The sequence below is a fragment of the Mycobacterium sp. E342 genome, from assembly GCF_001667665.1.
In the GTDB taxonomy this organism is placed as follows: Bacteria; Actinomycetota; Actinomycetes; order Mycobacteriales; family Mycobacteriaceae; genus Mycobacterium.
On record NZ_LZJM01000225.1, the window covers coordinates 119,587 to 137,073 of the forward strand.

The window sequence follows — 17,487 nt, forward strand, 5'->3', positions numbered from 1 at the left end:
TGATGACCGCGCCATCGTTCGCCGACGAGCACCGCCGACTGGTCGCCGAGTTGAACGCCAAGCTGGCGGCCGCGGCGCTGGGCGGCAACGAACGCGCGCGCGAACGCCACGTCAGTCGCGGCAAGCTGCTGCCGCGCGAGCGGGTGGATCGACTGCTCGACCCGGGCAGCCCGTTCTTGGAGCTGGCCCCGCTGGCCGCCAACGGCATGTACGACGACGAGTCCCCGGGCGCGGGAATCATCACCGGGATCGGCCGGGTGTCCGGGCGTGAGTGCGTGATCGTCGCCAACGACGCCACGGTCAAGGGTGGCACCTACTACCCGATCACGGTCAAAAAGCACCTGCGCGCGCAGGAGGTCGCGCTGCAGAACCGCTTGCCCTGCATCTACCTGGTGGACTCCGGGGGCGCCTTCCTCCCGCGGCAGGACGAGGTCTTCCCCGACCGCGAGCACTTCGGCCGCATCTTCTACAACCAGGCGACCATGAGCGCCAAGGAAATCCCGCAGGTGGCCGCCGTTCTCGGTTCGTGCACGGCGGGCGGCGCGTATGTGCCCGCCATGAGCGACGAGGCCGTCATCGTCCGCGAGCAGGGCACCATCTTCCTCGGCGGTCCACCCCTGGTGAAGGCGGCGACCGGTGAGATCGTCTCGGCCGAGGACCTCGGCGGCGGCGACCTGCACTCGCGGATCTCCGGTGTCACCGACCACCTCGCCGACGACGACGAGCACGCGCTGCGCATCGTGCGCGCGATCGCGGCCACCTTCGGCCCACGGGAGCCCAGCCAATGGGACGTCCGGCACACGGTCGAGCCCAAGCATGCGCAGACCGAGCTCTACGACGTGGTGCCGCCGGACCCCCGAGTGCCCTACGACGTGCACGAGGTGATCGTGCGAATGGTCGACGGCGGTGAGTTCAGCGAGTTCAAGACCAATTACGGCAAGACGCTGGTGACCGCCTTCGCCCGCATCCACGGCCATCCCGTCGGCATCGTCGCCAACAACGGCGTGCTGTTCAGCGAATCCGCCTTGAAAGGCGCACATTTCATCGAGCTCTGCGACAAACGCAAGATCCCGCTGCTGTTCCTGCAGAACATCGCCGGGTTCATGGTCGGCCGCGACTACGAAGCGGGCGGCATCGCCAAGCACGGCGCCAAAATGGTGACCGCGGTGGCCTGCGCCCGGGTGCCCAAGCTGACCGTCGTGATCGGCGGATCCTATGGTGCGGGCAACTATTCGATGTGCGGGCGGGCGTACTCACCCCGCTTCCTGTGGATGTGGCCCAACGCCCGGATCTCGGTGATGGGCGGCGAGCAGGCCGCATCCGTGCTGGCCACGGTGCGCGGCGAACAGCTCGCCGCGTCCGGCAAGCCCTGGCCGCCCGACGAGGAGGAGGCCTTCAAGGCGCCGATCCGCGCCCAATACGAGGACCAGGGCAACCCGTACTATTCCACCGCGCGCCTCTGGGACGACGGCATCATCGATCCGGCCGACACCAGAACGGTTGTCGGGCTGGCCCTTTCGATATGCGCCCACGCCCCGCTGGAGCCGGTCTCCTACGGCGTCTTCCGGATGTGATGACCATGTTCGAGACCGTATTGGTGGCCAACCGCGGCGAGATCGCGGTCCGGGTGATGTCGACCCTGCGCCGGCTGGGCATCCGCTCGGTCGCGGTGTACAGCGACCCCGACGTCAACGCCCGCCATGTCCTGGAGGCCGACACGGCCGTGCGCCTGGGGCCCGCCGCGGCCCGCGAGAGCTACCTCGACATCGGCAAGGTGCTGGACGCGGCGGCGCGCACTGGAGCTCAGGCGATCCACCCGGGCTACGGGTTCCTCTCGGAGAACGCGAAATTCGCCGCCGCCTGCGAGCGCGCCGGTGTGGTGTTCCTGGGCCCGCCGCCGCGAGCAATACAGGTGATGGGCGACAAGATCACCGCCAAGAATGCGGTCGCCGAGTTCGACGTGCCGGTGGTTCCCGGGGTCGCCAAGCCCGGACTCAGCGACGACGAGCTAGTCGCCGCCGCCGAAGAGGTCGGGTACCCGGTGTTGATCAAACCGTCGGCGGGCGGCGGCGGCAAAGGCATGCGCCTGGTGGAAGACCCGGGCGGGCTGCGCGACGCCCTGGTGGGCGCACGCCGGGAGGCCGCCTCGTCGTTCGGCGACGACACCCTGTTCCTGGAGCGATTCGTGTTGCGGCCCAGGCACATCGAGGTGCAGGTGCTGGCCGACACGCATGGCAACGTGGTGCACCTCGGCGAGCGCGAGTGCAGCCTGCAGCGGCGCCACCAGAAGGTGATCGAGGAGGCGCCCTCGCCGTTGCTCGACCCACAGACCCGCGCCCGCATCGGGGCGGCGGCCTGCAACACCGCCCGCAGCGTCGACTACGTCGGCGCGGGCACGGTGGAGTTCATCGTCTCCGCCGACAGGCCGGACGAGTTCTTCTTCATGGAGATGAACACCCGGCTGCAGGTGGAACACCCGGTCACCGAAGCGATTACCGGTCTGGACCTGGTCGAGTGGCAGCTACGCGTGGCCGCCGGTGAGAAGCTGGGCTTCGCGCAGGACGACATCGAATTGCACGGCCACGCGATCGAGGCGCGGGTGTACGCCGAGGATCCCGCACGCGGCTTCCTGCCCACCGGCGGCCGGGTGCTGCAGGTGGTCGAACCTTCGGGGGCCGGGGTCCGCGTCGACTCATCGCTGCTGGCGGGCACCCTGGTCGGCAGTGACTACGACCCGATGCTGAGCAAGGTCATCGCCCACGGGGAGGACCGCGACGAGGCGCTGGCGAAACTCGACGGGGCGCTGGCACACACGGCGATCCTCGGGGTCCAGACCAACATCGAATTCCTCCGGTTCCTGCTGGCCGACGGGCGCGTCCGCGCCGGTGACCTGGACACGGCGCTGCTCGACGAGCGGGTGGCGGACTTCGCACCGCTGCCGGCCCCCGACGACGTGCTCGCCGCCGGGGGCCTCTACCGCCAGTGGGCCCTGGACCGCCGGGCCGCGGGCAACGCCTGGGCGGTGCCCACCGGATGGCGGGTCGGTGGGGTGCCGGCGCCCGTCCGCACCGAGATGCAGACTCCGTTGCGCAACGACACCGTCACGGTATGGGGCACACCGGACGCGGCCCGGGTGCAGGTGGGTGCGGGCGAGATCCGTTCGGCCAGCGTGCAGGTCGACGGTTCCCGCATGGACGTCACTCTGGACGGCGTGCGCCGCGAATACCGGTGGGCGGAGGCCGACCGGCACCTGTGGATCGCCGACGAGCGGGGGGCCTGGCACCTGCGCGAGGCCGAGGAGCACAAGATTCACCGCGCGGCGGGCGCGCAGCAGGCCGAGATCCTCAGCCCCATGCCCGGCAGCGTGATCGCGGTCCAGGTCCCCTCGGGCACCGAGGTATCCGATGGTGACGTCGTGGTGGTGGTGGAGGCGATGAAGATGGAACATTCGCTGTCCGCACCTGTTTCGGGACGGGTGGAGGTGTTGGTCTCCGTCGGCGATCAGGTCACCGTCGACCAGGTGCTGGCCCGACTGGTCCCCGAAGAGCCCGACACAACAGCCGATTCGAGTAAGGACGAGACATGACCACATCCATTACCGCGGGAACGCTACCCAAGGAATACGAGGATCTTCGCGACACCGTCGCCGAGTTCGCGCGCACCGTGGTCGCGCCGGTCTCGGCCAAACATGATGAAGAGCACAGCTTCCCGTACGAGATCGTCGCCAAGATGGGCGAGATGGGGCTGTTCGGCCTGCCGTTCCCCGAGGAATACGGCGGCATGGGCGGTGACTACTTCGCGCTGGCGTTGGTGCTCGAGGAACTCGGCAAGGTCGACCAGTCGGTGGCCATCACGCTGGAGGCCGGCGTCGGCCTCGGCGCCATGCCGATCTACCGGTTCGGTACCGAAGAACAAAAGCAGAAGTGGTTGCCGGATCTGACGGCCGGCCGGGCGCTGGCCGGCTTCGGGCTCACCGAGCCGGGCGCCGGCTCCGATGCGGGCGCCACCCGGACCACGGCCCGCCTCGACAACGGCGAGTGGGTGATCAACGGCAGCAAGCAGTTCATCACCAACTCCGGCACTGACATCACCAGACTGGTGACGGTCACCGCGGTCACGGGAACGGTCGGTGACGGCAAGAAGGAGATCTCGACGATCATCGTGCCCAACGGCACACCGGGATTCACCGTCGAACCGGTCTACAGCAAGGTCGGCTGGAACGCCTCGGACACCCATCCGCTGAGCTTCGCCGACGCCCGCGTCCCGGAGGAAAACCTGTTGGGAGCCCGCGGCACCGGCTACGCCAACTTCTTGTCCATCCTCGACGAGGGCCGCATCGCGATCGCGGCGCTGGCGACCGGCGCCGCCCAGGGCTGCGTCGACGAGAGCGTCAAGTACGCCAAGGAGCGGCAGTCCTTTGGCCAGCCGATCGGCTCGTATCAGGCCATCAGCTTCAAGATCGCCCGGATGGAAGCGCGTGCCCACGTCGCCCGCACCGCGTACTACGATGCCGCAGCGAAGATGTTGGCGGGCAAGCCATTCAAGAAGGAGGCGGCGATCGCGAAGATGATCTCGTCGGAGGCGGCCATGGACAACGCGCGCGACGCCACCCAAATCCACGGTGGGTACGGCTTCATGAACGAATATCCGGTGGCGCGGCATTACCGCGACAGCAAGATCCTCGAGATCGGTGAGGGAACCACCGAAGTGCAGCTGATGCTCATCGCGCGATCGCTGGGGCTGTCATGACGCGCGCCGTCGACGATGCAGAGCGTAGCGATGAGGAGGAGCGGCGCTGATGGCGGAAGGCAAGTCGATCATTCAGCGGGGCTTGTGGTTCGAAGAGTTCGAGATGGGCACGACGTACCTGCACCGGCCGGGCCGCACCGTCACCGAGGCCGACAACGTCTTGTTCACCACGCTGACGATGAACACCCAGTCGCTGCACCTGGACGCGGCGTGGGCCGCTGAGCAGCCGGGCTTTCGGGGCGAGCGGTTGGTGAACTCGATGTTCACCCTGTCCACGCTGGTCGGGCTGTCGGTCTCGCAGCTGACGCTGGGCACCATCGTCGCCAACCTGGGCTTCTCCGAGGTGTCCTTCCCCAAGCCCGTGTTCCACGGCGACACCCTGTACGCGGAGACGGTGTGCACCGGCAAGCGCGAGTCCAAGAGCCGGCCCGGCGAAGGGATCGTCACCCTCGAGCACACCGGTCGAAACCAGCACGGCGATGTCATCGCGCGCGCGGTGCGGACCACGCTGGTCCAAAAGCGCCCCAGCGACCAGGAGGCCATGTGAACCTGCAGTCCGCCGGGCCGGGTTGGCTGTTCTGCCCCGCCGACCGTCCCGAGCGGTTCGCCAAGGCCGCCGCCGCGGCCGACGTGGTGATCCTCGACCTCGAGGACGGGGTGGCCGAGGCGGACAAGGCCGCCGCGCGCAAGGCGCTGCGGGAGAGTCCGCTGGATCCCGAGCGCACCGTGGTACGCATCAATGCGGCCGGCACCGACGAGTACGGCCGCGACCTGGACGCCCTGGCCGAGACGCCCTACACGACGGTGATGCTGTCCAAGACCGAGTCGGCCGCGCAGGTGTCCGCGCTGGCACCGCGCGACGTCATCGCGCTGATCGAGACGCCCCGCGGGGCGGTGTTCACCACCGAGATCGCCGCCGCCGACGGCACCGTCGCGATGATGTGGGGCGCCGAGGACCTGGTCGCCGCGCTCGGGGGCAGCTCCAGCCGGCTGGCCGACGGCGCCTACCGCGACGTTGCCCGCCATGTGCGGTCGACGGTCCTGCTGGCGGCGTCCACCTTCGGCCGGATTGCCCTCGACGCGGTGCATTTGGACATCCGTGACCTCGACGGGTTGCGGGTGGAAGCCTACGACGCCGTCGCGGTGGGCTTCCACGGGACGGTCTGCATTCACCCGACCCAGATTCCGGTCGTGCGCGACGCCTATCGCCCCAGCGAGGACAAAGTCGACTGGGCGCGAAGGGTATTGGCGGCGGCGCGGACCGAGCGCGGCGTGTTCGCCTTCGAGGGCCAGATGGTGGACTCGCCGGTGCTCAAGCACGCCGAGATGCTGGTGCGCAGGGCGGGACAGTCCGGCGGGTGACCGCCTGAGTTCCACCAGAACCGCGTTGCCACAGGGTGCGACACGGTCGCGATCGCCCCGGTCTCTTCGCATTTGCGCGCATAATGGTGGGTACGCCAGTGTCGCGGCGAGCGGAGCCTTTCGTGTGGCTGGCGGTCGACTTCGGCTCGCGGCGGGTCCCGGTTGAGCTTTTGCTGTGACCCCTGCGGCACCGAAGTAGGGAGACGGTATGGCGGACGTGCCTCAACTACCGATGACCGTCGACCTCGAGCCGGTGCAACTTGTCGCTCCGGACGGCACACCGACGTCCGAAGTCCGCTTCTGCCGCGACCTTCCCGCGGAGACGCTGTGCTGGCTCTACGAGATGATGGTGGTCACCCGAGAGCTGGACACCGAGTTCGTCAACCTCAAGCGCCAGGGGGAGTTGGCGTTGTTCGCGTCCTGCCGCGGTCAGGAAGCCGCCCAGGTGGGTGCGGCGGCCTGTTTGCGCAAGACGGACTGGTTGTTTCCGCAATACCGGGAGCTCGGCGTGTATCTGGTGCGCGGCATCCCGCCCGGGCACGTCGGCGCGGTATGGCGCGGGACCTGGCACGGCGGACTGGAATTAACCAAGAAATGCTGCGCCCCGACCTCGATCCCGATCGGCACGCAGACGCTGCATGCCGTCGGCGCGGCGATGGCCGCGCAGCGGCTCGGCGAGGACTCGGTGACGGTGGCCTTCCTCGGCGACGGTGCCACCAGCGTGGGGGACGTGCACGAGGCGCTGAACTTCGCGGCCGTGTTCGCCACGCCGTGTGTGTTCTTCGTGCAGAACAATCAGTGGGCGATATCGGTGCCGATCCACAAGCAGACCAAGGCGCCGTCCATCGCGCACAAGGCAATCGGCTATGGCATGCCCGGGATCCGGGTGGACGGCAACGACGTGCTGGCCTGCTACGCGGTGATGGCCGAGGCCGCCGCCCGCGCCCGGGCCGACGGTGGGCCGACCCTGATCGAGGCGGTCACCTACCGGCTCGGCCCGCACACCACCTCGGATGATCCCAGCCGCTACCGGACCCAGGAGGAGGTGGACCGCTGGGCGGCGCTCGACCCGATCCCGCGCTACCGCGCCTACCTGCAGGGGCAGGGCCTGTGGTCGAACCGCTTGGAGGAGCGGGTCGCTGCCCGCTCCAAGCGGATGCGCACCGAGTTGCGCGACGCGGTGTTCGGTGCACCCGATTTCGACATCGACGAGGTGTTCACCAGCGTGTACGCCGAAATGACGCCCGGGCTGGAGGCGCAACGCCAACAGCTGCGGGCCGAACTGGGGAGGGTCGAATGACCCAGCTCGCCGATCGGCCCGCCGGTCCCGCCGAAACCCTCACTGCGGCAACGCAGAACGTGGCGCTGAGTGCGCAGTCGATGACCATGGTGCAGGCGCTCAACCGGAGCCTGCATGACGCGATGGCCGCCGACGACCGGGTGCTGGTGTTCGGTGAGGACGTCTCGGTCGCGGGTGGGGTGTTCCGGGTAACCGAAGGGCTGGCCGAAAAATTCGGTGACACGCGCTGTTTCGACACGCCGCTGGCCGAGTCCGCCATCATCGGCATCGCGGTGGGGCTGGCGTTGCGCGGCTTCGTCCCGGTACCGGAGATTCAATTCGACGGGTTTTCCTACCCCGCTTTCGATCAGGTGGTCAGCCATCTGGCGAAGTACCGCACCCGCACCCGCGGCGAGGTCAACATGCCGGTAACGGTGCGGATCCCGTCCTTCGGTGGAATCGGTGCCGCCGAACATCATTCGGACTCCACCGAGTCGTATTGGGCTCATACCGCCGGCCTGAAGGTGGTGGTTCCGTCCACCCCGGCCGACGCGTACTGGCTGCTTCGCCACGCGATCGCCTGCCCGGACCCGGTGATGTACCTCGAGCCGAAGCGGCGCTATCAGGTCCGCGGCACGGTTGACACCGACCGGCCCGAACCGGCGATTGGGCGGGCGATGGTGCGCCGCCCCGGCTCGGATGTGACGGTCGTGACCTATGGCAGCCTGGTCGGCACCGCGATCGGTGCAGCGGAAGAGGCTCAGCGCCAACGTGGTTGGAACATCGAGGTCATCGACCTGCGATCACTGGTCCCGTTGGACTTCGAGACCGTGGCCGCGTCGATTCATCGGACCGGACGTTGTGTGGTGATGCACGAGGGGCCGCGCAGCCTGGGATATGGCGCCGGGTTGGCAGCCCGGATACAGGAGGAGATGTTCTACGAGTTGGAGGCGCCGGTGCTGCGCGCCTGCGGATTCGACACCCCGTACCCGCCGGCACGGCTGGAGCGACTGTGGTTGCCCGGCCCCGACCGGCTATTGGACTGCGTCGAGCGTGCCTTGGGTCAGCCATGAGCGCCGACGAGCGGCTGAAGTCATTCCGCGTCCCCGACCTCGGCGAGGGACTGCAGGAAGTGACCGTGACGCACTGGAACGTCGCCGCGGGCGACGACGTCGAACTCAACCAGGTGCTGTGCTCGGTGGAGACGGCCAAGGCGGAGGTGGAGCTGCCCAGCCCGTACGCGGGTCGGATCGTCGAAACAAACGGCGGAGTAGGCGATGTGCTGCCGGTGGGGGCGGTACTGGTCCGCATCGACACCGCACCGCTGAACGGCGACGAGCACTCGGCTGCCGGGACGGTCCCCACACTCGTCGGCTACGGCGCGGACGCCGGCATCGACACCAGCCGGCGAACCCGCCGCCCGCTCGCCGCCCCTCCGGTGCGCAAATTGGCCAAGGACCTGATGGTCGACCTGCGCTCGCTACCACACGATCCCGACAGCATCATCACCCGCGCGGACGTGTTGGCGGCCGCCGGTCAGAACGGTGCCGACGACGTCCGACCGGTCCGTGGCGTGCAGGCGCGGATGGCCGAGAAGATGGCGTTGTCGCACCGCGAGATCCCGGCCGCCAAAGTCAGCGTCGCGGTCGACTGCACCGAATTGATGCGGCTATCGGACCGGGTGTCGACGGACGAGAAGATCACGCCGTTCATCCTGACGATGCGACTACTACTCATTGCGCTGCGCCACAACCAGATTCTCAACGCGACATGGGTCGACTCGGCAGAGGGTCCGGCGGTTCGCGTCGAGCGACGTGTGCACCTCGGATTCGGAGTGGCCACCGCGCGCGGGCTGCTGGTCCCGGTGATCACCGACGCGCACACCAAGACCACCCGCGAATTGGCAAGACGGGCAAACGAATTGATCACCGGCGCGCGGGAGGGAACGCTGACCCCGGCCGAATTGCGCGGCTCCACCTTCACGGTGTCGAACTTCGGGGCGCTGGGCGCCGACGACGGCGTGCCGGTGATCAACCACCCGGAAGCGGCCATCCTGGGGATGGGGGCGATCAAACCGCGCCCGGTGGCCGTGGGTGATCAGGTCGCGGTGCGCCCGACCATGACGCTCACCTGCGTGTTCGACCATCGCGTCGCAGACGGCGCCCAGGCGGCCCAGTTCGTCACCGAGCTAAGGGATTTGGTCGAATCGCCGATGACAGCGTTGCTCGACCTGTAGACCGTTGGGCGGCGGCACCGGATACCGGAACAGCCCGCGTTCGCACTACCGGCGCTGCGCGGCCGCCAATCGCTGGGCAAACTCCGGAGACTGGATGGAGTAGGCCTGCGGCCCGAGTTCGGTGCGCATGGCGAACACGTGTTGTTCGTGATCGAGCGATCCCGGGCTGACGGTGGCGCGCATGGTGGCCTTAGTCGCCAGGACGACCTCGCGCGGGGCGGTCGCGGGCCCCGCCGCCAGCTCCAGCGCCGCCGCGACCGGATCGTCGGCGACGGCCAGCGCCAAGCCGTGGTGCACGGCCGCTTCGGCGTCGAAACGCATGCCGAAGAGCAATGCCGCGCGGGCGACCTGGGGGCCCACCGCCCGCTGCAGCATCCACGTTGCACCGCCGCCGGGGTGCAGCCCCAGCTTCTGGAATCGGGCGTCGAACAACGCCGCGGGCCCGGCGATGCGAACGTCGGCCGCCAATGCGAGATTCAGGCCCGCGCCCACGGCCGCGCCGTTGACCGCGGCGATGGTGGGCAGCCGGCAACTACTGACGGCCATGAAGCCGTCGTAGAGCTGCTGCAGACCGGTCTCGGCTTTGTCACCGCCGGCGGCGCCGAGCGCGCTCAGGTCCGCGCCGGCGCAAAAGGCCTTGCCGGCACCCGTGACCACCACGGCGTGCACGCCGGGATCGGCCTCCGCCCGCTCGACTGCCGCGCGCAGACGTGCCGACGTCTCGGCGGTGACCGCATTGCGCCGGTCGGGGTCGTTGACCGTGATGAGCGCTACGCGATTGTCGACGGTGAACAAGACGAGGTCTGACTGGGCCATCGGGTACCTCCGTGGCTTGGAGTTGGCGCGTCTTGGCGACGCACGATTACGGTGCCGCGGCTGCGACTCGGGGCAGGGGTAAGGGTACTGCGGGCGTCCCGGTCGGTTTCGCCAAGTCGGTGTAGGGGTGCCGTGCCACTCGGTCATGAACCGCCGATTAATCGCCTTCGCGTTGCGTCCCTCCGGGATTGCCTGGCTGCAACAACGCGAACGCCATTGAGGTGGCGTCGGAATTTGGCAAAGAATGGTTGTGCACACGCGAATGCGTTTGCGGTTTCCTCGTCCAGGCCCCGATCGCATGCGCGCGATCGCACGGCGCTGATTACAAGGATGTATTTAAAGAGGCGACGTTCTCGCCGACCTCGGGTTTCGCCAACTTCTTAGCCAGTTCATCGAGCGCCGCCTGGCGCCGTCGCACCGCCCACGCCCGCTGATCCGGCTGCGCGGCCGAAACGACCGTCTTTGGCACCGCGTCGTTTCGCAATCTGGTGTTCGCGTAGTGGATTGCGGCATCGATCATTTCGATGTAACGCTCCGCCTCGTCGAGGGCGCACGTGCCCTCGATGCGCTGGACCTCATCCCAGCAGGGATAAGAGGAGTACCGGGCATCGAGCCGTTGCTGCGACACCTGTAGACCGAAGTAGCCGCGCCAGTCCCGGCTCAGCCACCCCCGTGTTTTGACCTCGACTTTGATCCTATTTCCCAGGCCGGCTACGAACTTTGGTTCTCCAACTCGCACCACCGGTTGCCAGTCGTCCGACGTCATCATCGACCACCCCTCGAATAGAGACGCCCTAAGTCATAATCCCCCGACTAGCGTCACTGCTCGCACGACACGCCAATTGTGGTTCCCGAACCGTCTAATAGGCAAACTCTGGGCGACAAGCAGCGGTGAAGCCGTTGTTAAAAACCATTTCCGTCGGGTGTCATCGGCTGCGCCGGCGCGGGCGGGTATTGCGGGCCGAGAGCAGATGGGCAACGCTGGGGCGGGTCGATACGTTGCGGGGCAATCGAGGGGGAGCGCGATGGCGAAGGTTCTTTTCGTGGTGACCGGCGCAAGCTACTGGACGCTCCGGGACGGGACGAGACATCCGACCGGCTACTGGGCCGAGGAATTCGCGGCCCCGTATCGCGCACTCACGGACGCGCGGCACCAGGTCGTGGTGGCCACGCCGAAAGGCGTTGTCCCGCATGTGGATGTGATGAGCCTGCGTCCGTCGATGGCCGGCAGCGAAGAGATTGCTGTGGAACTCGAGGAGATCTTGCGGTCCGCCGAGGAGTTGCGTCGCCCGATCGAGTTGGCCGACGCCCGCCTCGAGGACTACGACGCCGTCTATTACCCCGGTGGTCACGGCCCGATGGAGGACCTCTGGCAGGACGCCGATTCAGGTCGGCTGCTGACCGCGGCGCTGGCCTCCGGCAAGCCCCTGTCCATCGTCTGCCACGCGCCGGTCGCGATGATGGCGACTCGACGCAACGGCAATTCCCCGTTCGCCGGCTACCAGGTCACGGCCTTCACCAACGACGAGGAGGACGCCGTCGGGCTGCGGGCGAAGGCGCGGTGGACCGCCGAGGACGAACTGGTGAAGATGGGTGTCGACTTCTCCCGCGGCGAGGTCTGGAAGCCCTACACGGTAAAGGACCGCAACCTGTTCACCGGCCAGAATCCGGCGTCCGCGGGCCCGTTGGCGAAGGAGTTCATGAAGGAGCTGGCTTAAGCCGAAGGGCGGCAACATCTTTCGGTTGCGCCGGGCAATGCCCGGGCGTACGTTGCGGCAATGACCGTCAGATCCCGCCCGGCGCCGACCACTCCCGCGCGCCGCCTTGATCCTCGCCGGGTCCCGTGCGCGGACCCGCACAGCGCCGCCATTCCGGCCAAGTACGAGGCGCTCATGGCGATAGCCGCCGGTGCGGTCTGTGCACGTCGGTGCGGGGTCGACGCGCTGGCCGGCGACGCCCTCGCGGCGGGCGCGTCGGCGGCCGAAATCGCCGAGGCGGTCAGGCTCGGCCGCGCCGTTCGTGCCACCACGATGCGCAGAAGACACGCGCTGCCGGTGGTGGTCGCGGATTTCCGGGCGTGCACGGTGCTGTGGATCGTGACGCTCATCGTGGGCGCCTTCTTGCTCGCGCACGGCGCGCCGCCCAGCCGCGCCGACGTGTGCGGTGACGGCGCTGCCGTTCCGGCGGGTGGCTGTCCCGACCCGGGCAACCCCGTCGCGGGCCCACCGGCCCCGGGTCCTGCCAAGCCGCCGTGGCTCGGGGCCATCGAGCAGCGCGACCCGCAATTCGCCGATTCCTACCTGGCGATGCGCGAACGGATTCTGAGAGATGGCGCTATTCCGGCCAAATACAAGCTCCTCATGGCGATGGTGACCGACGCGATCGCCGCACATCCGGACGGCGTCAGGACGCTCGCCGGGAACGCGCGCGCCGCGGGCGCCTCGGAGCCCGAGGTGACCGAGGCGGTCGAGGTCGGATATCTCTTCGGTGGCACCGCGGCGCTGGTCATGGGCGCCAACGCGTTCGGTGGCTGATCGCCGTGCATGCGCCCGGGACGCGGGCGTTGTTTGGCGCAAAGACGAAAGTTGACGCCGACGCTGCAGTACTCCGCACTTTCGCCCGGCGATGCGCCGGGCCAGACTTGTGGCATGAAGACACCTGAGCTCACCGCCCACCCGCCGACCGGGTCGCCCCCGGCCCTCCGACGACAGCGCTGGCAGCAGGCGCCGACGTCAACCCGGGCGGCGTGAGCGTGCCCGCCGGCGGGTTCGGCCCGGAGCAGCGCCGCCCGTTGAAAGGCCTCTCGGACATACGCGCGTTCTTCCACACCAACAAGGTGCCGTTGTACTTCATCTCGCCGACCCCGTTCAACCTGCTGGGTGTCGACCGCTGGATACGAAACTTCTTCTACCTCACCTACTTCGACTCTTTCGAGGGCACACACTCGCGCGTGTTCGTGCCGCGGCGACGCGACCGCCGCGATTTCGACTCGATGGACGAGGTGTGCAGCCACCTGCTGTCCGACCCCGAGACGCTCGAGTTCATCGCCGGCAAAGGTCCAGGTGGCAAGTGCTGCTTTGTGATGATGAACGAGGAAATCCAGGCGCTCGCGCGGTCCGCGGGTCTTGAGGTCATGCATCCGCCGATCGAGCTGCGCAATCGCCTGGGCTCCAAGATCGTCATGACGCGCCTGGCCGACGAGGCGGGGGTGCCCAGTGTGCCCAACACGATCGGGCGGGCCGGCTCGTACGACGAACTGCTGGCGCTCGCACAAGGCGCCGGCTTGGGAGACGACCTCGTCATCTCGATCGCGTATGGCAATGCCGGCAGCGGGACGTTCTTCGTGCACGGTCAGCGCGACTGGGATGAGCACGCCGGTGACCTGGTCGGGCAGGACCTCAAGGTCATGAAGCGCATCCGCAATGTCGAGGTATGCCTCGAGGGCGCCGTCACCCGCCACGGCACCGTGGTCGGCCCCGCGATGACGAGTCTCGTCGGTTATTCGGAGCTGACGCCGAGCCGGGGCAGCTGGTGTGGCAATGACATCTGGCACGAGGTGCTGCCGCCCGCCCAGACGCACGCCGCCCGGGAGATGGTGACAAAGCTGGGCGACGTCATGCGCCGCGAGGGTTACCTCGGCTACTTCGAGGTGGACCTGCTGCACGACCTCGACTCCGACGAGCTCTACCTCGGCGAGGTGAATCCGCGCCTGAGTGGCGCGAGTCCGATGACGAACCTGACCACCGAGGCCTACGCCGACATGCCGCTGTTCCTCTTTCACCTGCTCGAGTACATGGACGTGGAGTACGAGCTCGACATCGACGAGATCAACTCACGCTGGGAGCGCGGCTACGGCGAGGACGAGGTCTGGGGCCAGGTGATCCTCACCGAGACCTCGCCGGACATCGAGATCTTCACCGCGACGCCACGCACCGGCGTGTGGCGCATCGACGACGACGGCCGGGTCTCCTTTTCGCGGACCGCCAACGACTGGGCCACGCTGCTCGACGGCTCCGAGGCCTTTTACATGCGGGTCGCGGCGCCCGGCGACTTGCGTTCCGAAGGCGCCCAACTCGGCGTGCTCGTCACCCGCGCACACCTGCAGACGGACGACTACCAGCTCAGCGAGCGCTGCCAGCGCTGGGTCAAGGGTATGAAGGCGAAGTTCACCTCAACGCCCCTGACGCCCGCCGCGCCGATCGTCTCGCGGCTCGTCGCGCGCGCGTGAGCGTCCCGGCGGGAATCTCACTGGACAACTGGCTGTCGCCGCCGTATGCGCGGTGGTCGTTCCAGCACGTCGAAGACATGGTGCCGACGGCGATCATCTCGCGTGGGACGGGGCCGGCCGCCGTGCTGCCCACGGCCCCTGCGCCGGTGGCCGAGATCCGATTGACCAGCACCGACGGCGCGGCCAGCACCGTAGGCGGAGTGATGGCCGCGACCGTTACCGACGGCTGGGCCGTGGCTCACCGCGGGTCACTGGTGGCCGAGGAGTACCTCGATCACCTCAGGGCGGACAGCCGACATCTGCTGTTCTCGGTGAGCAAGTCCATGGTGGCGGCCGTCGCCGGCGCGCTGCACGGCTCCGGCGCCATCGAGCTCGACGCACCGGTCACGAAATACGTTCCCGCCCTGGCAAATTGCGGTTACGCCGGTGCGACGGTGCGCCACCTGCTGGACATGAGGTCGGGCATCAAGTTCTCGGAGAACTACGACGACCCGGCCGCAGAGATACACCGCCTCGACCGCGCGATGGGCTGGGCTCCCCGGCGGTCTGCGGACGACCCCGCCACGGTGCACGACTTCCTGCTGACGCTGCGGCAGAAGTCGCCACACGGCGGCCCATTCGAATATCGCTCGTGTGAGACCGACGTACTGGGGTGGATCTGCGAGGTGGCCGGCGGCCAGCGGATGACCGACCTGATGTCCGAACTGCTGTGGAGCCGCATCGGCGCCCAAAGCGACGCTACCATCGGTGTCGATCCCGTCGGCACCGGATTTTTCGACGGCGGCATCAGCGCATGCCTGATCGACATGATCCGGTTCGGATCGCTGTTCCTGCGCGACGGCGTGTCCCTGACCGGCCGGCGGGTGGTGCCGGCGGCATGGATCGCCGACACCCTCGACGGCGGCCCCGACTCGCGCGAGGCATTTGCCGCCAGCCCCGACCACGACACCGATCTGCCCGGCGGCATGTACCGCAACCAGATGTGGTTCCCCTACCCGGGCAACGACATCGTGCTGTGCCTGGGCATGTGTGGCCAGATGATCTACGTCAACCGCCCCGCCGAGCTGGTCGCCGTCAAGGTGTCCGCCCAACCGCACTCCCATGAGCCGCACATGCTGGACACGCTGCGCGCCTTCGATGCGGTGGCACGCGAACTGGCCGGAATCGCCGGTTAGCGCCGATGAGTGCCCCCGGCACGACTCGAACGTGCGACCTAGGGATTAGAAGGCCCTTGCTCTATCCACCTGAGCTACGGAGGCAATGTGCAGGTCAGTCTATTCCACCGGCGTGTCGTAACCCGACTCGCCGCCGCGCCGCGCGCGAAAAGCGTTCCCGCCCCGGCGTTATCGGCTATGGTTGGGAACCTCGACACACGTAGAACACCGGCCGGTCATCGGCCGTTAACCGCAACGACGCGTGTGCATACCGTCGAGGGGTGGCGTAGCTATGAGCGTGACCACGCAGGTGACTTCCCGGTGCTCGTGGGCCGGTAGCCAGGCGTTACGCCTGGCGGGCGACGCGATGGATGCGTATCGGGCCGGCACGCTGCTGCTGCGCGGCTCGCCGCTCGCGCTCGGCTTTGTCGCCGGCTGGCTCTCCACGGAGTTTCCCCCGCACGTCGTGACCGGGCACGCGTTGTCGCGCGTCGCGCACCCGTCCATCGGGCGGGTCGGCACCAGCTGGGCGGCGCAGCGGGCGGACCGGGCCCTCACCGCGGCGCTCGAGGAAGCCCTCGGTCCCGACTTCCGCGAGCAGGTCTGCCACCCGGCCGGCATCAAGCCCGTCTGCGCGCCGCGCGGCGGCGTGTTGAACAGGCCCGGACCGCACCGCCGATACGCGGCCCAGACGTCCGACATCCCCTACGGTCCGGGTGGGCGCGACAACCTGCTCGACATCTGGCGGCGCCACGACCTCGCCCCGGGGCGGCGGGCGCCGGTGCTGATCCAGGTTCCCGGCGGGGCGTGGACCGTCGGCGACAAACGGGTGCAGGCCTACACGCTGATGAGCCGCATGGCCGAGCTCGGCTGGATCTGCGTCTCGATCAACTACTGCAAGAGCCCGCGTTCGACGTTCCCGGCGCACCTCATCGACGTGAAGCGGGCGATCGCCTGGGTCCGCCAAAACATCGCCGACTACGGCGGCGATCCAGACTTCATCGCGATCACCGGCGGGTCGGCGGGCGGGCATCTGGCCTCGCTGGCCGCGCTCACCCCGAACGACCCGGCGTTCCAGCCCGGATTCGAAAGCGCAGACACCACCGTTCAGGCCGTCGTGCCCTACTACGGGGTGTACGACTTCACCGACTCCGCGCATATGCACGACCTGATGCTGCCGTTCCTGGAGCATTTCGTCATGAAGGCCCGCTACGCCGACGAGCCCGAGCGGTTCCGGGCGGCATCGCCCGTCTCCTACGTGCACAGCGGGGCGCCACCCTTCTTCGTGCTGCACGGCGAGAAGGACGAATTGGTGCCCAGCGGCCAGGCCCGCGCCTTCTGCGCCGCGCTGCGCGCGGCCGGTGCTGCCACGGTGGCCCACGCCGAACTCGCCAACGCCCACCATGCGTTCGACATCCTCTCGACGGTGCGCTCGCGGCTGGCCGCCGACGCCGTCGCGGATTTCCTGGGGGTCGTCTACGGCCGGCGCGTCAGCCCGTTGCTGGACTTCGTCCCGCTGGCGGCCACGTCGGCCAGCTGAGCCCGGGCCCCGGTAAACCGGCGCCCGGCGCCGACCGCTCCTTTCACCAGCGCGGCAACCCGACTAGCGTTGTGTTGGCGGTGGGGTTGGTGGTGGGTCCGAGGCAGGAGGCTTGATCTTCGG

General features: G+C 68.4%; 15 protein-coding genes and 1 tRNA gene. 13 read left to right on the plus strand and 3 right to left on the minus strand.

Annotated elements, in window-relative coordinates; genetic code table 11:
* Window positions 1–2 precede the first annotated feature (2 nt).
* From A5692_RS17310 to A5692_RS17345, 8 genes are all read left to right on the plus strand, one after another.
* The gene (locus tag A5692_RS17310; RefSeq protein ID WP_068057997.1) at window positions 3–1,574 is read left to right on the plus strand and encodes a carboxyl transferase domain-containing protein; all 1,572 of its coding nucleotides are present in this window, start codon (window positions 3–5) and stop codon (window positions 1,572–1,574) included.
* Window positions 1,575–1,579: 5 nt separating this feature from the next.
* Window positions 1,580–3,586, plus strand: coding sequence for an acetyl/propionyl/methylcrotonyl-CoA carboxylase subunit alpha (locus tag A5692_RS17315; RefSeq protein WP_068058097.1), 2,007 nt, complete (start codon window positions 1,580–1,582; stop codon window positions 3,584–3,586).
* Entirely contained in the window at window positions 3,583–4,749 is a 1,167-nt protein-coding gene (locus tag A5692_RS17320) for an acyl-CoA dehydrogenase family protein (RefSeq protein WP_068057999.1), read from the plus strand. The genes A5692_RS17315 and A5692_RS17320 overlap by 4 nt, the downstream gene beginning before the upstream one ends.
* Window positions 4,750–4,798: 49 nt before the next feature.
* Entirely contained in the window at window positions 4,799–5,296 is a 498-nt protein-coding gene (locus A5692_RS17325; RefSeq protein WP_068058001.1) for a MaoC family dehydratase, read from the plus strand.
* Complete coding sequence (locus A5692_RS17330) at window positions 5,293–6,111, plus strand: CoA ester lyase (RefSeq protein WP_068058003.1); 819 nt, start codon at window positions 5,293–5,295, stop codon at window positions 6,109–6,111. Before A5692_RS17325 ends, A5692_RS17330 begins: the two co-directional genes overlap by 4 nt.
* Before the next feature lie 208 nt (window positions 6,112–6,319).
* Complete coding sequence (gene pdhA, locus A5692_RS17335; protein ID WP_068058005.1) at window positions 6,320–7,411, plus strand: pyruvate dehydrogenase (acetyl-transferring) E1 component subunit alpha; 1,092 nt, start codon at window positions 6,320–6,322, stop codon at window positions 7,409–7,411.
* A complete protein-coding gene (gene bkdB / locus A5692_RS17340) occupies window positions 7,408–8,463 on the plus strand; it encodes a 3-methyl-2-oxobutanoate dehydrogenase subunit beta (protein WP_068058007.1) in 1,056 nt (351 codons plus the stop codon). Before pdhA ends, bkdB begins: the two co-directional genes overlap by 4 nt.
* Window positions 8,460–9,626, plus strand: a complete 1,167-nt coding sequence (locus tag A5692_RS17345) for a dihydrolipoamide acetyltransferase family protein (protein WP_068058009.1) — start codon at window positions 8,460–8,462, stop codon at window positions 9,624–9,626. Before bkdB ends, A5692_RS17345 begins: the two co-directional genes overlap by 4 nt.
* 45 nt (window positions 9,627–9,671) lie before the next feature.
* Here the strand turns inward: A5692_RS17345 and A5692_RS17350 are convergent, their stop codons facing one another.
* Together A5692_RS17350 and A5692_RS17355 are read right to left on the minus strand one after the other, a co-directional pair.
* Window positions 9,672–10,442, minus strand: coding sequence for an enoyl-CoA hydratase (locus A5692_RS17350; RefSeq protein WP_068058011.1), 771 nt, complete (start codon window positions 10,440–10,442; stop codon window positions 9,672–9,674).
* Window positions 10,443–10,764: 322 nt separating this feature from the next.
* On the minus strand, window positions 10,765–11,208 hold the full coding sequence (locus A5692_RS17355; RefSeq protein ID WP_068058013.1) for a hypothetical protein: 444 nt from the start codon (window positions 11,206–11,208) through the stop codon (window positions 10,765–10,767).
* 259 nt (window positions 11,209–11,467) lie between these two features.
* On the opposite strand from A5692_RS17355, the gene A5692_RS17360 reads away from it, so the two are divergent.
* The 4 genes from A5692_RS17360 (at window position 11,468) to A5692_RS17375 (ending at window position 15,845) form a co-directional block, all read left to right on the plus strand.
* On the plus strand, window positions 11,468–12,160 hold the full coding sequence (locus tag A5692_RS17360; protein WP_068058014.1) for a type 1 glutamine amidotransferase domain-containing protein: 693 nt from the start codon (window positions 11,468–11,470) through the stop codon (window positions 12,158–12,160).
* Window positions 12,161–12,220: 60 nt separating this feature from the next.
* A complete protein-coding gene (locus A5692_RS28420) occupies window positions 12,221–12,976 on the plus strand; it encodes a carboxymuconolactone decarboxylase family protein (protein ID WP_082962819.1) in 756 nt (251 codons plus the stop codon).
* A gap of 212 nt (window positions 12,977–13,188) precedes the next feature.
* Complete coding sequence (locus A5692_RS17370) at window positions 13,189–14,670, plus strand: biotin carboxylase (protein ID WP_156766130.1); 1,482 nt, start codon at window positions 13,189–13,191, stop codon at window positions 14,668–14,670.
* The gene (locus A5692_RS17375; protein WP_068058017.1) at window positions 14,667–15,845 is read left to right on the plus strand and encodes a serine hydrolase domain-containing protein; all 1,179 of its coding nucleotides are present in this window, start codon (window positions 14,667–14,669) and stop codon (window positions 15,843–15,845) included. The genes A5692_RS17370 and A5692_RS17375 overlap by 4 nt, the downstream gene beginning before the upstream one ends.
* Window positions 15,846–15,855: 10 nt before the next feature.
* Here the strand turns inward: A5692_RS17375 and A5692_RS17380 are convergent.
* A tRNA-Arg gene (locus A5692_RS17380) sits at window positions 15,856–15,929 on the minus strand.
* A 187-nt stretch (window positions 15,930–16,116) separates the two neighbouring features.
* On the opposite strand from A5692_RS17380, the gene A5692_RS17385 reads away from it, so the two are divergent.
* Window positions 16,117–17,364: an alpha/beta hydrolase gene (locus tag A5692_RS17385; RefSeq protein WP_068058019.1), complete on the plus strand. Its 1,248-nt coding sequence runs from the start codon at window positions 16,117–16,119 to the stop codon at window positions 17,362–17,364.
* Window positions 17,365–17,487 lie beyond the last annotated feature (123 nt).

What these genes read in the sequence shown, in the direction of transcription:
- A5692_RS17310 (WP_068057997.1), top strand. Translation starts at nt 3, where the DNA reads ATGACCGCGCCATCGTTCGCCGACGAGCACCGCCGACTGGTCGCCGAG.
- A5692_RS17315 (WP_068058097.1), top strand. Translation starts at nt 1,580, where the DNA reads ATGTTCGAGACCGTATTGGTGGCCAACCGCGGCGAGATCGCGGTCCGG.
- A5692_RS17320 (WP_068057999.1), top strand. Translation starts at nt 3,583, where the DNA reads ATGACCACATCCATTACCGCGGGAACGCTACCCAAGGAATACGAGGAT.
- A5692_RS17325 (WP_068058001.1), top strand. Translation starts at nt 4,799, where the DNA reads ATGGCGGAAGGCAAGTCGATCATTCAGCGGGGCTTGTGGTTCGAAGAG.
- pdhA (WP_068058005.1), top strand. Translation starts at nt 6,320, where the DNA reads ATGGCGGACGTGCCTCAACTACCGATGACCGTCGACCTCGAGCCGGTG.
- bkdB (WP_068058007.1), top strand. Translation starts at nt 7,408, where the DNA reads ATGACCCAGCTCGCCGATCGGCCCGCCGGTCCCGCCGAAACCCTCACT.
- A5692_RS17345 (WP_068058009.1), top strand. Translation starts at nt 8,460, where the DNA reads ATGAGCGCCGACGAGCGGCTGAAGTCATTCCGCGTCCCCGACCTCGGC.
- A5692_RS17350 (WP_068058011.1), bottom strand. Translation starts at nt 10,442, where the DNA reads ATGGCCCAGTCAGACCTCGTCTTGTTCACCGTCGACAATCGCGTAGCG.
- A5692_RS17355 (WP_068058013.1), bottom strand. Translation starts at nt 11,208, where the DNA reads ATGACGTCGGACGACTGGCAACCGGTGGTGCGAGTTGGAGAACCAAAG.
- A5692_RS17360 (WP_068058014.1), top strand. Translation starts at nt 11,468, where the DNA reads ATGGCGAAGGTTCTTTTCGTGGTGACCGGCGCAAGCTACTGGACGCTC.
- A5692_RS28420 (WP_082962819.1), top strand. Translation starts at nt 12,221, where the DNA reads ATGACCGTCAGATCCCGCCCGGCGCCGACCACTCCCGCGCGCCGCCTT.
- A5692_RS17385 (WP_068058019.1), top strand. Translation starts at nt 16,117, where the DNA reads ATGAGCGTGACCACGCAGGTGACTTCCCGGTGCTCGTGGGCCGGTAGC.